Annotated in this window: 9 protein-coding genes; 8 read left to right on the forward strand and 1 reads right to left on the reverse strand. The window is 43.1% G+C overall.

What is annotated here, in order from left to right:
* Positions 1-449 precede the first annotated feature (449 nt).
* The 3 genes from MHH60_RS27275 (at position 450) to MHH60_RS27285 (ending at position 7816) form a co-directional block, all read left to right on the forward strand.
* Complete coding sequence (locus MHH60_RS27275; protein ID WP_076134125.1) at positions 450-2522, forward strand: peptidoglycan D,D-transpeptidase FtsI family protein; 2073 nt, start codon at positions 450-452, stop codon at positions 2520-2522.
* A 179-nt stretch (positions 2523-2701) separates the two neighbouring features.
* Complete coding sequence (locus MHH60_RS27280) at positions 2702-5371, forward strand: copper amine oxidase N-terminal domain-containing protein (RefSeq protein ID WP_076134126.1); 2670 nt, start codon at positions 2702-2704, stop codon at positions 5369-5371.
* 198 nt (positions 5372-5569) lie between these two features.
* Positions 5570-7816, forward strand: a complete 2247-nt coding sequence (locus MHH60_RS27285) for an AraC family transcriptional regulator (protein WP_076134127.1) — start codon at positions 5570-5572, stop codon at positions 7814-7816.
* A 64-nt stretch (positions 7817-7880) separates the two neighbouring features.
* On the opposite strand, the gene MHH60_RS27290 is transcribed toward MHH60_RS27285, so the two are convergent.
* Positions 7881-8765, reverse strand: coding sequence for a carbohydrate ABC transporter permease (locus MHH60_RS27290; RefSeq protein WP_036685426.1), 885 nt, complete (start codon positions 8763-8765; stop codon positions 7881-7883).
* Positions 8766-9148: 383 nt separating this feature from the next.
* Here MHH60_RS27290 and MHH60_RS27295 point away from each other — a divergent pair, with 383 nt between their 5' ends.
* From MHH60_RS27295 to MHH60_RS27315, 5 genes are all read left to right on the forward strand, one after another.
* On the forward strand, positions 9149-10006 hold the full coding sequence (locus MHH60_RS27295; protein ID WP_370511181.1) for an ABC transporter permease: 858 nt from the start codon (positions 9149-9151) through the stop codon (positions 10004-10006).
* An 88-nt stretch (positions 10007-10094) separates the two neighbouring features.
* Complete coding sequence (locus tag MHH60_RS27300) at positions 10095-11651, forward strand: extracellular solute-binding protein (protein ID WP_076134128.1); 1557 nt, start codon at positions 10095-10097, stop codon at positions 11649-11651.
* 95 nt (positions 11652-11746) lie between these two features.
* Complete coding sequence (locus MHH60_RS27305) at positions 11747-12904, forward strand: glycoside hydrolase family 88/105 protein (RefSeq protein ID WP_076134129.1); 1158 nt, start codon at positions 11747-11749, stop codon at positions 12902-12904.
* A gap of 5 nt (positions 12905-12909) precedes the next feature.
* Positions 12910-14280: a glycoside hydrolase family 28 protein gene (locus MHH60_RS27310; protein WP_076134130.1), complete on the forward strand. Its 1371-nt coding sequence runs from the start codon at positions 12910-12912 to the stop codon at positions 14278-14280.
* Positions 14281-14354: 74 nt separating this feature from the next.
* Positions 14355-15941, forward strand: a complete 1587-nt coding sequence (locus MHH60_RS27315; RefSeq protein WP_076134131.1) for a glycoside hydrolase family 43 protein — start codon at positions 14355-14357, stop codon at positions 15939-15941.
* The last annotated feature ends 2 nt before the right edge of the window (positions 15942-15943 follow it).

Here is a 15943-nt window from a genome sequence, read left to right on the forward strand (position 1 = left end):
CTCAAACATCGTTTCATTCGTTTAAGATTTCCCCCCCTTACGCTACAGCTATCGGACACAGATGACCTTAAACGCAGCTTTATTTCGCATTTGAAGTGACAACGGACCGCATAGTCGCTATTGGCATGAAAAGCACCCGATTTGCCCTTCTTCCTATGAAATAACGTCACTGGAGTCCGAAACCAAGCTCCAAAGGCTAAAAATCCGCATATAAAGTCATCTGAGTCCTTAAGCCTCAACGAATGATGACAATTTATTGGTGCAGGCCACCAATGCCCATAAACAAAAAGCAGCGATTCTCCCATACCGGGGAAAGCTGCTTTTTTAATTGGATATTATCGATTTGTGAACAATTATTTAACTATTATTCTTAATTTTGTATATTTCCGTTTGCTAGTTTATACTTTAATCTTATGCTGTAGAATTTTGGAAATAAGGAGTGGGATTATGTGAGGCTCTTCGACAGAAAAGGTGTACAAGACGGCAGCAAAACTATTAACAACTCTGGCAAATTAAGAATCAATATTTTTTTCTTTAGCACTTTTATTATTTTTTGTGTGATCATCCTACGCCTTGCGGTCTTGCAATTTGTCGAAGGACCTACGTTATCTGAAGCTGAGGCTAATCGGGATACGAAAATAGTGGCATTATCGGCATTGAGAGGGAATATCCTCGCTGCTGATGGAGAGAAATTAGCATACTCAACGCCCGTTCAATCTTTGTACCTTACTTTGGATAAGGAATATACCGCAACAAAAACAGATAAAACTACGAAAAAAGTTACCTTAACTGCTGAGGCAAATAATAAATCAAAGGCACTCGCCAGCAAGTTAGCAGAAGCCTTCGGAACTTATGGTGATCCTAATGAGAAAAAACTAACCACAGAAGAGATCCTGGAGTCTATGGATTTATATTCAAAAAAACTCTCTGGTTATATAGCGCGAAGAATTAAATCAGGTTTAACTAAGAAAGAAATCGCTTATTTTTTAGAACACAAAAACGAATATCCAAACCTTGAAGTGATAGAGGAAAGCAGCAGGCATTATGATACCGATACGGTGGCTGTACAAGCTGTTGGCTACGTGAAATTTTTCAAATCCTCTACCAGTTTAGATCTTTATAAGGATGTACTTCAGGCGATGAAAAATAATCAGAACCCTGGACTTAACTATAAAGAGGATGAGCTAGTAGGCTTTGATGGCTTGGAGCTGCAATACCAGGAGGAGCTTCGGGGACAGAATGGTTATAAGGAAGTTTCCGTAGATCCGCAGAACATGGCGGAAAAAATTGTAAGTATTGAACCCCCGGTCAAAGGAAGCACTATCTGGACTACCCTTAATAAAAAAATTCAGCTAAAGACCGAAGAAGCCATTAAAGATCAGATTCAGTGGTTGCATTCACACACCGTTCAGGGAGAAACACATCCTGATGCTTTAACAGGTTACGCTGTGGCCATGGAAGTGGATACAGGTAATGTTATTGCTATGGCAAGTATGCCTGACTATGATACCAACAGCTGGGCTACGGGTTCGATCTCTCCAGAGGTGTATAAAAAAATTGAAAAGCATTACCAAAATGGAACAATAACTCCATACTCATCAGGAAGATCAGGGCATAATTTTGAATCTACCGTGCTGCTCGGTTCGACTATAAAACCATTGAGTGTGTTAATTGGCTTAAAAGAGGGCTTTATAAGTACTTCTTCTACTTATCAAGATAAGGGGATCACCTCATTTGGTAGAGAAGGACATGAGACTAATGTAAGGAACTCATCCAATCATGTATACGGCTCTTTGTATCCTTATACAGCCATTGAAAAATCTTCAAACGTATATATGGTTGATATGATCGGGAAAAAATTGTACGAAAAATACAAGTCTAAGGGCATCGGGGTATGGGACACATATATGAAAGAATTCGGTCTAGGTGTTCCAACTGGGATAGGTTTACCAAGGGAATACTTGGGTGATTTGAATTATAAAGCTGAAGCTAAAGCGGGTTCAGTTCAGTCTGCACTTGTTTATGCTTCTTTTGGGCAGCAGGGACGTTATACCGTTCTTCAGTTGGCGCAATATGCGGCTACACTAGCCAATGAAGGGCAACGAATCAAACCACAGCTAGTAAGCAAGATCACGGACTCCAAAGGTAAAGTTATCAAAGAATTCAAACGGGAAGTGCTTGATGAAGTGACTACTTTCGATAAATCCTATTGGCGGGAGATAAAGAAAGGGATGAACAGTGACGTTAAAAGTGCCTTCGGTGATTTCCCCTATGATTTTGCACGTAAAACAGGGACTTCACAACAGACGGATAGTAAAAACATAAACCGTGATAACGGGGTGTTTATAGCTTTTGCACCACGTGAAAATCCAAAACTTGCTGTAGCTGTAGTTATTCCTGAAGGCGGATTTGGATCTAGCAGTGCAGCACCTGTAGCGAGAAAAATTTTTGATGCTTATGATTGGGAGTACGGATTGGATGGAATTCCGAAGAAAAATGTGGATAAAAGTATCAGTGAATAACACAAAGGAGAGAGCGCACACTGCGCTTTCTTTTTCTTTTTACAGAGCGGTTTGTGGCGGATCGAAGGAACGGGTTCCAGATTAAAATATTGTAACCATAAATCGTGAAACTTTTATCCTAGTAGGAGCGTCAAAAGGTTAGGAAAAAAATGTATTCGTCATTCCAGGAGGGTGAATCTGTGAAGAAGTTATGGATTTCTATTTTAGTGGGCTTATTAGTTTTGCCGATGATGTTTCAATCTTCAGTGAAAGCTGCTACTGCGCCCATCAGTATTTTTATTGATGGGGTTCGATTGTCCACAGATCAAGCACCGGTGATGGTAAATGGACGGACGATGGTACCCCTACGGGCAATCTTTGAAGCCTTTAATGCCACCATCAAGTGGAATCAGAAAACACAAACTGTAACTGCAACTAAAGATGATACAACGATTATGTTAAAGATTGGCTCAAAGACAGCCACGATTAACAATAAAGCTGTAACTCTAGATGTGCCGGGTCAGAATTTAAAAGGAAGAACGATGGTTCCTACACGGTTTGTAAGTGAGTCATTGGGTCATGATGTGGGTTGGAATCCAAGTACCAAAGTGGTGACCATAACGACTTCCGGCGGTAAAACTGGAACTGTAAATCCGGCATCGAATGTACAGTTAAAGGATGTAAGTGATAACGGTGACGGCCGTGATCTCCAGGTCAGCTTCACCCAATCTTCTAATGAAGCTCTTGTGGATCATTACCGGGTAATGATTGTAAAGGCTTGGAGCGCTTTTAATATCTCATCTGCACAAAAGGTTACATCCGCCAATTATTCTACTGTTTTAGCTACAGGCACTAATCCTACGATTAGAATGACTGCAAATTCAAGGGATGTTGATGGTGATCTCATTAAAGGTAATCAAACTTATGTAGCTTATGTTTTCGCAGTGGGCAAAGGTAATAATACCAGCGCTCTTTCGTATAGTTCTGCGACTATATCGCTTAATACTAATACCGTAGTCGTTGCTCCAAGTAATGTACAAGTAAATGATGTGAGCGATTATAGTGATGGCCGCGATTTAGCCGTAAGTTTTAATAAGGTATCGGATGAATCCAAGGTGAGTTCTTACCGGATATTTGTAGTCAAAGCTACTAATTATTCTTCTTTTAATTTGGCGGCAGCAAATGCTGTTAGCAGTTCAAATTACACACAGGTCAACAAAACAGGTTCCAATATCACCCAGATCTTATCGTCTGGAGCAAGGGATGTGGATGGTGCCCTCATTAAGACGGGAGTTGGTTACCGTGTGTTTGTTATGGGTGTAGATAGTGGCAGTAATACAGCCAATAATCTATTGTCTGCTGCTTCAACTGCGATTACGCTGTCCTCGGTCAATGTCTCTAATTTAAGTGTAAGCGACGTTAGTGACTTTGGAGATGGCCGGGATTTAAAAGTATCCTTTACCCACGCTACAGATGAAACGTATATTAGCCAGTACCGGATTCTAGTTGTGCCTACAGCTTATTCCAACAACTTTAGTTTATCTGAAGCGAATAATGTCTCCAGCTCTTACTACACAACGGTGAGCACAACAGGATCTAGCACCAGTCAAGTGTTAGCCTCGTCAGCAAGAGACGTGCGTGGTAATTTGATTAAGAATGGAACACCTTACAGAGTGTATGTGTTAACGATTGGAAGCGGGAAGAATTTGGGCACCAACATTCTCTCAACGGAGTCAACATTAATTACGTTGGCTGTTGACTACAATGTGAGTGCTGTCTACAATTTGGATGTAAGCGACGTAAATGACTATGATGATGGCCGTGATTTAAGAGTATCCTTTGACCACGCTACGAATGAAACGTATATTAGCCAGTATCGAATCCTGGTTGTACCTACTTCCTACTACAACAGCTTCAGTTTATCTGACGCCAATAATGTGTACAGTTCCAACTACACAGCAGTGAGCACAACAGGATCCAGCACCAATCAAGTGTTAACCTCGTCATCAAGGGACGTGCGCGGTAATCTGATAAAGAGTGGAATCAATTACAGAGTATATGTATTAACCGTCGGAAGCGGGAATTACTCGGGCAGCAATGTTCTTTCTTCTGGTTCACCTTTAATTACGTTGAATGTAGATTACAAATTGGCTCCTATTTCGAGCTTGGATGTAAGGGACGTTAATGATTACGAAGACGGCCGGGATTTGAAAATATCCTTTAACCATGCCACGGATGAAACGTACATTAGCCAGTATCGAATCCTGATTGTACCTACTTCCTATTACAGTAGCTTTAGCTTAACCCAGGCAAATGCGGTTTCTAGCTCCAATTATACTGCGGTAGGCACTTCAGGAAATAATACCAGTCAAGTCTTGGATTCTTCAGCCAGAGACGTAAACGGAAATTTAATAAAGAGTGGAATCAGTTACAGAGTGTATGTGTTAACGATTGGCAGCGGCAAGTACTCAGGCACTAATGTGTTGTCCTCAGAGTCGAATGCCATAACTTTATCCACTAAGCTGCCGGTAACCTCTGTCACCAATGTAACGTACAGTGTGGATGAGGGTAAAATACTAGTAAGTTTCAACCGTTCCTCTAACGAGTCTAACATTTCGGAATATCGAATTCTGGTGGTTCCATCCAAACAAGGTTTTGGTTCAGCGGAAGCAATTGAGGTGAAATCCTCGTATTATACGTCGATAACGCCTAACGGAACGAATCCTACAATTGTAGCCTCGAGAAGAGATGTTAATGGTGCATTAATTGTTAAGGGGGTTAAATATAAAGTATATGTTCTTGCGGTAGCCAATAATAATGGCGTGCAGAGTGGTGGTCTTTCGGATTCAACGGAAGAGATTGAAATATAAGGATAAGGAATAAAGGCATTATAATATAAGGCAAAAAACCTTCATTGAGCACTGGGCTTGATGAAGCGTTTTTTTGCCTTGTTTTTTTGTTTTCTATTTTAATAAAAATAGGGTTGCGATTATACACATTTAAAACATTTGGTTTAACCTATTGGAAGCGCTATAATTGAAAATAATTACATGCTTAAGGAGTCTATCATGAAAAGAGGCAGGATATTCTACAAGATTTTTGTTCCTATTCTGGTGCTGGGAATTGGCCTGGTTATTAGCTTCGGTGGCTATATTTATCTGACGACGATTAATTCTGTAAATGAAAGAGTAGCGGATGATAAACAGAGTTTAATTACCCAAATTAAAAACACCCTGGAACAGAAAATTCAGACCATCGAATACGCTTTTAATACTTACAGTACCACCAGTTCCTTCAGGGAGGTCGTGCAAAATCCGATCACTGAGCAGGATTTTGAGAAGTATCGCGAGATTAACTCTCAGCTTAACTACATTGCCAGCATGGGGATGGATTTTGTTAATTATTCTCTAATCAGTTTGGAGCAGAAATGGCAGATTTCCAATGGTAAGCTTTCACATTTAACGGAAGAAGAGAGCAGGACTCTTTATGAGAGCTATATCAATAACCGTAGCCGGGGGTTATTTTGGGTGAAGACGGATAAAGGCATCCGCTTTGTAAATACCCTGCCGGTATTCTCACAGACAAAACAGGCGATTGCCTTATCTGATATATCCCTTCAGACCTTGCAGAGCACCCTTCAGACCGAAGGAAACACACCGGTGTTTATTCTTAACCGGGAGGGTGAGCTTTTATATGAGTCGGAAACTGGAAAGTCCCTGCTGACTAATAATCAACTTAGCCATATCACTAATGTTGCCGGAGGCGGAGGGCAATTGGGGACGATTGCCATGGAGCGGGCTGATCACCAATCGATAAAAGCAATTTACGCTAAATCAGCTTATAATAATTGGATTTACGTAACTATTTTGGATAAATCAGAAATTTCTGATGCACTAAAGACAACCCGATTCGGGATTGTGATGATGGTACTGCTAATTACGTTGTTGATTGCGGTAGTCGCTTATGTGATCTCTTTGTATTTCACCAAGCCATTCCGGCAGATCCAGCGCCGATTATTGCCTGCCAATGCGGAGCTAGAGCCTAAGAATGAGGTAGACTGGATTATTAATTCGATTGATACCATCTTATCGGAAAAAGAAAGCCTAGAGGGTCTGATTGAGTCTGAGATGCCTAAGTTGGAAACTCAGTTTATTCTAAATCTATTTCGTAGCCGGATATCCCAAGAAGAGCTTAATCTGGGTTTACCTCGTTTCGGTTATGAGCTGTCACAGAATTCGGTGTACGCAACACTGCTAATACAGCTGGATAACTATGGGGAACGGCAGGCTAGCGATAAGGATCTTCTGCTTGTGGCGGTTAACAAACTGGTGGAAGAGCTGATTCCGCAGGAGAAGCGGATGATTCCTATCCTACTAAATGACCGTACACAAGCGACCATCCTGATCTTTGAGGGAGCAAATGAACAGGAGAACCGGCGAATAGCACTGGACTATGCCAAGACAATTATTCGAACAGCTAGAGAAATCCTGAAACTATCTATTAGCGTTGGAATCAGCAATTTTTATGATAATTTATTGTTTAGTAGGGAAGCTTGCGAGATGAGTAAGCAGGCGCTGCATCATCGTTTAAATCTGGGAAAAGAGTCTATCATTTTCTATGAGGATATATCGAAGGTGATCTCGGGTCCAGTTCTATTGCATTATCCGTCTGAGTTTGAGTCCCAGTTATTTGACGCGATTCGGATTGGAGATGAAGAACAAGTCTCCTGTTCTCTGTATCCATTACTCGGGGAAATGATGAAGCACAGTAAGAACCCATTGAATTTCGAAGTCACATTAATACGTTTCGTCAACAATCTGATTCAGCTGGAGCAGCTGCTGGGTGTAGAGGTTCTGCTGACAGAGGACAATTCTACGTTGTATCACCGATTGTTAGACATCCGTAATCCGGAAGAGATCGAACGCATTTTGGTAAAAGAAGTTATCCATCCGATGGTGACCAGTGTTAAGGAGAAGACAGACCGTCAGTTCCGCCTCTTATCTGATAAAATTGCGGTGATTGTCCGCTCGGAATTTGATCAGGACTTAACGTTAGAATTAATCGGTGATCGCCTCCATTATAGTCCGAACTATTTAAGCAGTATTTTCAAAAAAGAGTACGGGATGACGTTTAGCGAGTATCTAATGAACTATCGTCTGGAAATGGCTAAGAAGTGGCTGGTGGAAACGGATATGACCATTAAAGAGATTGCTGAAAGGCTGCAGTACCATAATCCGCAGAACTTTATTCGATCCTTCCGTAAAAAAGAACATGTAACACCAGGTGCATACCGAACCCAAAAACAGGAGAAGTAAGGCGCTGAACACAAACAGCCAGCCCCGGGAGACCGGGGCTGGCTGTTTGTGTAGCTGCAATGTTTTAGCCTTTTACAGAACCCAACAGGGCTCCTTTGGTGAAGTGTTTTTGTACGAAAGGATAGGCGAGCAGCATTGGAACGGTTGCGACTACGATAACCGCCATTTTGATGGTTTGAGCAGGTGGGATAATATCAACAGAAGCATTATCTCCCTGCATCCCGCTGGCGACGATAACAATTTGGCGCAGCAGGACTTGAATAGGCCACTTAGTGGAGTCTGTCATATATAAAACTGCACTCATATAAGTGTTCCAGTAAGCTACCCCGTAGAACAAGGAGAGGGTCGCGATAGATGGCATCGCCAGCGGAAGCATGATTTTGAAAAATACACCAAAATCATTAGAGCCGTCAATCTTCGCTGATTCCTCTAGCCCTTCCGGCAGCGCCTGGAAGAAGTTACGCATAATGATCAGGTTAAAAGCATTGATCGCAACAGGCATGATCATGGACCAGTAGGAATCGATTAATCCGAAATATTTAACTACCAGGAAAGTAGGGATCATTCCCCCGCTGAAGAGCATGGAGAACACGATTACGAAATTGATGAAATCTCTTCCGTATAGATATTTTCTAGATAATCCATAAGCCATTAAAGAGGTAAGAACCATACTGACAACTGTACCCACTAAAGTTACACCGATAGATACGCCAAGCCCTTTAAAGATAGTAGGCGTTGACAGTATATAACGGTAAGCATCCAAAGAGAATGTCGTCGGGAACAGGATGAAGCTTTTTTCTACTACCTCTTGTGTTGAAGCAAAGGAACTGGCAAACACATTGACAAAGGGTAAAAGACAGGCTAGGGCAATGAGTGTAAGCAGTGTGGTATTTACAATAGTAAACAGCCGGCTACCCATAGTTTCTTTTTTAAAAGATGATTGCGACATGCAGATATCCTCCTTGTAATCGTTTCATTGAAACTTTAACAGGGGTCTGTTATTCCGTATATAATCATTAGCTTGGGCTTTGTTTTGAGAGGAAAAAGCGTGATAAGGCATAGATGATCTTTATGTATTGTAGTAATCACTATAAGATGCACGGGCCTGGAAAACCTTATAGCTGTAGGGTTCTTGGAGTATCAGTATCTGATGATTATATACGTAATGGACGAATGATCGTAATCTGGGAATCGTAAAGAAACGCGATCAAGGAGGCCGATCAGGTGAAAGAGGCAAACGTCACCATGCTGAACACGAAAGTTAATCCAGTAAGAAAAAAGCGAACGGGGCCTAGCTGGCTGAGTTTAAAAAGAAACAAGTTATTGTATCTAATGATACTCCCGGGATTTTTGTATTTTGTTATTTTTAAGTACCTGCCTATGGGCGGTCTTATCATTGCATTTCAGGACTATCAGCCGTTTCTGGGTATAGCGGATAGCCCGTGGGTAGGGTTTAAGCATTTCGTCCGATTGTTTACAGAACCTACCTTCTTTATGCTATTGAGTAATACACTTATCTTGTTTGCGTTAAACATTGTTATTTTCTTCCCGCTACCTATTATAGTGGCGCTGATGCTTAATGAAGTTCAGCACAAGTTATTTAAGAGCACCATTCAAACGATTATTTATATCCCCCATTTCATGTCATGGGTTATCATCGTCTCCATTTCCTATGTATTTATGAATGTGGATGGAGGGGTGCTGAATGAGATGTTGGCGGCCCTTGGGATGCAGAAGATCAGCTTTTTGACTTCTCCTGAGTGGTTGCGTACCGTGTATATCGGACAGATCATTTGGAAAGAAATTGGTTGGTCAACCATTATTTATTTGGCAGCCATTACCGTAGTGGATACGCAGTTATATGAAGCAGCTGAGATGGATGGAGCGGCAAGATTGCGCAAAACGTGGCATATCACCCTGCCGGCGATTCGTCCTATCATTATTACCTTGCTTATTCTGAAGATTGGCCACACGCTGGATCTGGGCTTTGAGCATATGTACTTGCTGATCAATTCCTTGAACCGCGAAGTTGGAGAAATTTTCGATACCTATATCTATACAGCTGGTTTAAAGAACGGACAATTGAGTTTCAGTACCACAGTAGGTCTGTTCAAGGGTGTGGTTGGCTTGATTCTCGTTATGCTGTCGAACAAGTTAGCCAAAAAAATCGGTGAAGATGGTGTTTACTAGGCTTCACAGTATGCTGAATTCTTACCTCTGCCTTAAGGGCAGAGGTGGAAGATACAACACAAATACATTAGTAAAAGGGGTAATGTTGATGAATCGCAATTACAAAAAAATTGCAGCCTTAATGTTGTGTAGCGGGTTAGTACTTACTGCATGCGGGGGAGGCAATAACGCGAAGGAGTCAAATTCTTCAAATGGGGGAACGGATTCAACGGCTAAAACAACTGCTGCGCCTGCAGATGTGCTAGATGCTAAAGCAAAGATTAGCTGGCTGAACATTTTACAAACGTCTACAACACCAACGGGTCCTATTTTGGACAAAATTGAAGAATTGACGAATACAGAGATTGAATTCTCATGGATTCCGGATCCTTCCAAAGAAGAACGTATTAATACTTCGTTAGCATCGAATTCCCTAGCAGACATCGTTACCCTGACTATTCTTGATAACTCTTCTGTACGTAATGCCCTGAAGGCTGGTATGTTCTGGGAAGTAAGTCCTTATCTTGATGAGTTCCCGAATTTGGCTAAAATTTCACAGGATACACGTACATCGGCATCGATTGCAGGTAAGCTGTACGGGGTTCCTTTCCAGAAGTCCTTGGCTAGAAACGGCGTTGTTCTCCGTAAAGATTGGCTGGATAAGCTTGGACTGCAGGTTCCAAAAACAACAGATGAGTTGATGGAAGTTGCGAAAGCGTTTACCGAAAAAGACCCTGATGGTAATGGCAAAAAGGATACCACAGGCTTCATGGACCGCAGCGATCTTGTATATGGAGCATTTAAGACATTGGGCTCATACTTTGGAACACCGAACTATTGGAGCGTTGACGATGCGGGTAAAATGACACCTGAGTTCGATACAGAGGCTTATGTTAAAACCATGGATTATATGAAGACTCTTTATGATGGCGGGTATATTAATCAGGATTTCGCTGTGACGGCTAAAACAGATCAGCAGCAGAATTTTGCGCAAGGAAAGGCTGGAATTTATGTGGGTGCCTTGTTTGACAGCAAGAACCTGCTGAATCTGTCTAAAGGCATACAGGATGGTATGGATTTGGTTATGGTTAACGATATCACTTCTACTGGTAATGAAGCGGATCGCGCCATCTGGGCTGGTAATAACGGAATTGGGGGACTGTTGTCTTTCCCGAAATCCGAAGTCAAGGATGAAAATGAATTAAGACGGATCTTGAAATTTGTTAATGATCTTATGAATGAAGATGTCTATGGCTTGATGACTTATGGTATTAAGGATGTTCACTATACAATCGATGGAGAACAAGCGGTTACGATTAAGGATACAGATCTCTGGAAGCAAGAAGTTCAGCCATTTTCGGCATCTCGTCCATTAGAGAATGGATTCATTATCCATGATGCTGATCCACTCAAAGTTGAAGCTGATAAGCTGATCGTTGAGAATGCTAAATATGCTGTACTGAATCCTGCTTACTCTCTGGAATCTGAGACCTATTCTACTCAAGGATCTGAGTTGCAGAAGATTATGACAGATGCCACTTATAAATATATCCTAGGCAAAATTGATTTGGACGGATTTAAAGCTGAGGTTGAAAAGTGGAAGAAATCCGGCGGCAGCAAAATCATTACTGAATATGAAGCTGCTTATAAAGCTGTAAATCCTTAAGACGTACTACAGACTATATTCTAAGAAAAATAGTAGATGGGTCCTAAATGGGGAGGCTGCGTTTAGGACCATATCTATTCAAACAGGAGGAAAAAATGAAAGACAACAATGCACTTAGGAGTATGGGCTGGGGTGTTCGAATGGCAGATTCGATTATGGAGCGAACGCCAAGATTATATGAGGATAACGGATATCATGGAAAATGGTCTTATGATTATGGAGTCATCTTGAAGGGTTTTGAGCTGCTGTGGAGACAGACCGGGCAGGTTAAATATTATCAATTCATCAAAGATAATATGGATTATTTTATTGAGGAAGACGGCTCTGTGAAGGGATATCGCCTGAGCGAACATAATATTGATCACTTAAATAATGGAAAGATCCTATTTGTTCTCCATAAAGAAACTGGGTTAGCGAAATATAAAATGGCTGCAGATTTATTAAGAAAGCAGATAACAACGCATCCTCGAACCTCAGAAGGTGCGTTTTGGCATAAGAATGTATATCCTTATCAGATTTGGCTGGATGGCTTGTATATGGGCTCTCCTTTCTATCTGGAGTATTTACTTGAGTATGAAGGCGGCAAGGGTCTGGACGATGTGACCCGGCAATTTATTCTGTGCGAGCGTCATACCAAGGATACTGAGACGGGTCTCCTGTTTCACGCATGGGATGAAAAGCGGGTACAGCCGTGGTGCGATCCTGAAACGGGGTTGTCTCCGAACTTTTGGGGGCGTTCGCTGGGCTGGTATGTGATGGCGCTAGTGGATGTACTCGGAATGCTCCCTAAGGAACACGCGGATTACGAGATCTTGGCACGTATTCTGACAGATACGCTGACAGCGCTTCGTCAGGTTCAGGATGCTGATGCCGGAGTCTGGTATCAGGTTGTAAACATGGGCGGCCGTAAAGGCAATTATTTGGAGGCTTCTGCCTCAAGTATGATCACCTATGCAATGGCTAAGGGCATTCGGATTGGTGTACTGGATGATAGTTGGTTCGAGACACTTGACCGTGCTTATCAAGGCCTTATTACTGAATTTGTGCTGGAAACCAAAAATGGCTGGGTTAACCTGAATAAAAACTGCCAGGTCGCTGGACTCGGTGGTGAAGACCGGAGAGATGGTACTTACGCCTATTATATCAGTGAACCGATTGTTACCAATGATCAGAAGGGGCTTGGCGCATTCCTCCTGGCTTGCGGAGAATATGAATATTTGCAGCATCCTACCGTGACGAAAGGGAGCGAGTGAAGCGCATGTCTATCTACAATATAAATGACTACGGAGCACATCCTAATAGTGCAGAGCCTTCAACGGAAGCGATAGCCCGTGCCATTCATGCGGCAAGCGAGGCAGGGGGAGGAACAGTTTATGTTCCTTCCGGGCACTATCAGACAGGCGCTATCTTCATGAAAAGCAATATTGAGCTACAGCTTAGTCCTGGAGCTGAGCTTAGCTTCAGCTCTGATCCTAACGATTATCCGGTGGTGAGTTCCCGCTGGGAGGGCGTGAAACAGAACGTCCATGCTTCATGTATTTTTGGAATAAATCTAGAGAATGTATCGGTTACAGGTGCAGGCAAGCTGGATGGAAGGGGCGCACCTTGGTGGGATAAACATCGGAATTCTCCTGATTCACTGCTGTATCCCCGCCCGAAGCTTATCAGCTTCGACAACTGCCGTAGAGTTACGCTCAGAGATCTGACACTCGTGAACTCCCCAAGCTGGACTGTGAATCCTATTTGTTGCCAGGATGTTACGATTGATAATCTGTCGATCTATAATCCGGCGGATTCGCCTAATACAGACGGCATTGACCCAGAGTCCTGTGTGAATGTCCGCATCAGCAACTGCAATATCGATGTGGGTGATGACTGCATCGCCATTAAAGCGGGGACGGAGGATACGAAGGAGCGGGTTGCCTGCGAGAATATCACGATAACTAACTGCACGATGATTCATGGTCATGGCGGTGTGGTGCTGGGAAGCGAAATGAGCGGAGATATCCGTAATATCGTGATCAGCAATTGCGTGTTCAAGCAGACGGACCGCGGCATTCGATTGAAGTCCAGACGCGGGCGCGGAGGTGTTGTCGAAGATATTCGTGTCAGTAATATCGTGATGGAGGACGTGATCTGTCCGTTTATTCTTAATCTTTATTATTTCTGCGGACCACGTGGTAAGGACAAATACGTATGGGATAAGAATCTTTATCCGGTGACGGAGGAGACCCCCTGCTTCCGACGGATTCATTTTGCTAATATTACTGCTCGGAAAGTTCATGCTGCTGCAGGTTTTCTTTACGGCCTTGCGGAGCAATACATTTCAGAAATTACTTTTTCCAATATTGATATTTCCATGGCAGAGAATGCAATCCCTGGTCGTCCAGCCATGATGTCAGGAATCCAGGATATGAACAACCGTGGGTTCTATCTTGGCAACGTAAGAGATATCCGCTTCCGCCAAGTGACGATCGAGAATCATGAGGGACCGGCTTTTTATATTGAAAATGGAGAAACGGTAGATATCACCGGCTGCCAGTCGAGAAACACCCGTAAAGTTGAAGAGTTAGTGCAGCAGGTGACCGTTGTTCCGTCACAGGAAGATCTAAGTGAGCAGGCAGACTGATAATTGAACAGGACAGACTGCTGTTTGCTTAGGTTGAAGGGTGCGGATGTATGGAAATAGGAAGGAGTATGAAGATGATTACAGATAATATTCAGACTGGAATTATTCACAATCCCATATTAAAAGGCTTCAATCCTGACCCTTGTATTGTAAGAGCGGGGGAGATGTACTATATTGCTGTTTCTTCTTTTGAATGGCTGCCCGGTGTGAGGGTGTATCAATCAGCGGACTTAGCAGACTGGGAGCATTGCACAGATATTTTGACTCATCAGGTGGATCTGCGGGGAAATCCGAAAAATTGCAGTATCTGGGCTCCACAGCTTAGTTATTATGACGGTTTGTTTTATCTGATTTATACCGATGTTAAGAGCACTAAAAGGCCTTTTAAAGATTGTCATAACTATCTGATCACTGCGGAGGATATTGAGGGGCCTTGGTCTGACCCGGTATACCTGAATAGCAGCGGGTTTGATCCATCTCTGTACCATGATGAGGATGGGCGCAAATGGCTACTGAATGAGCTGTGGGATTACCGGATTACGGAAGGCAACAAGTCCTGCGGGATTGTAATTCAGGAGTACGATTCAGAGCAATGCCAATTAATAGGTGAACCTGTGAAAATCTTTGATTGCACGCCACTAAAGAAGACGGAAGCGCCGCATATTTACAAGCGGGAAGGTTATTACTACTTAATTACAGCAGAAGGCGGCACTGGATCGGGGCATGCCGTAACCGTAGCGCGCTCCAAGGCGCTGCTTGGTCCGTATGAGGTGGATCCGCTCAATCCGATGTTGACCTCACGGGATAATCCCGAGCTACCGCTTCAATGTGCCGGCCATGGAAGTCTAGTAGAGACGCCAGAAGGTGAATGGTATATGGCCCATTTGTGTACGCGGCCCCTGGAAGGCGAATACGCCATATTGGGGAGAGAGACTGCCGTTCAGCAGGTGCACTGGAATGAGGAGGGCTGGTTAAGACTAACCTCAGGCGGAAATACGCCACAGCTCAAGGTACCAGCACCTAAAGGAACACAGTTCCTGAACCAAGTGCGGACGCTTGAATTCGAGGATGATTTTAATGGTCCGGAATTGAAAAAGAACTGGAATACACTGCGGATTCCTAGGAATGAAAGCTGGTGTTCCCTTGCTGAAAGACCGGGCTGGTTAAGAATCAGGGCCGGAGAGTCCGTGCAGAGTCTGTTTGAGCATCATATTCTGGCTATTCGCCAGACGGATATAAGCTTCCGCGCCGAAACAGCGCTTGAATATGAACCGAATACTTATCTGCAGATGGCAGGACTGCTGTTATACCTGAATGAAGATAACTATCTTTATGCATATATCAGCCATGAAGAAGGACGTGGCAAGGTGCTGCGGTTAATGCGCTGTCAGCGGGATGAATTCACTGCGGAGCCTGTAATGATTGAATTAAATGCAGGGGAGACAGTGCGGATCGCGGTTGAGGTACAGGAAGTGACTGGGCAATTTGTTTATCTTAAGGGTGACGATACGGAGTGGAAGCCACTTGGCGATCCGCAGAATATCAGCTTTTTGTCGGGAGGCTTTACTGGGAACTTTGTTGGCATTGGGGCGCATGATATGCAGCAGTTCGGTGGCAGCAGTGCTGATTTCGCATATTTTCGTTATCAGGGCAAGGAATAATA

This window comes from Paenibacillus sp. FSL H7-0716 (assembly GCF_038002705.1).
In the GTDB taxonomy this organism is placed as follows: Bacteria; Bacillota; Bacilli; order Paenibacillales; family Paenibacillaceae; genus Paenibacillus_AQ; species Paenibacillus_AQ odorifer.

Excerpts from the sequence above, each read along its gene's own strand:
- MHH60_RS27285 (WP_076134127.1), top strand. The coding sequence starts at position 5,570 with ATGAAAAGAGGCAGGATATTCTACAAGATTTTTGTTCCTATTCTGGTG.
- MHH60_RS27290 (WP_036685426.1), bottom strand. The coding sequence starts at position 8,765 with ATGTCGCAATCATCTTTTAAAAAAGAAACTATGGGTAGCCGGCTGTTT.
- MHH60_RS27295 (WP_370511181.1), top strand. The coding sequence starts at position 9,149 with ATGATACTCCCGGGATTTTTGTATTTTGTTATTTTTAAGTACCTGCCT.
- MHH60_RS27300 (WP_076134128.1), top strand. The coding sequence starts at position 10,095 with ATGAATCGCAATTACAAAAAAATTGCAGCCTTAATGTTGTGTAGCGGG.
- MHH60_RS27305 (WP_076134129.1), top strand. The coding sequence starts at position 11,747 with ATGAAAGACAACAATGCACTTAGGAGTATGGGCTGGGGTGTTCGAATG.
- MHH60_RS27310 (WP_076134130.1), top strand. The coding sequence starts at position 12,910 with ATGTCTATCTACAATATAAATGACTACGGAGCACATCCTAATAGTGCA.
- MHH60_RS27315 (WP_076134131.1), top strand. The coding sequence starts at position 14,355 with ATGATTACAGATAATATTCAGACTGGAATTATTCACAATCCCATATTA.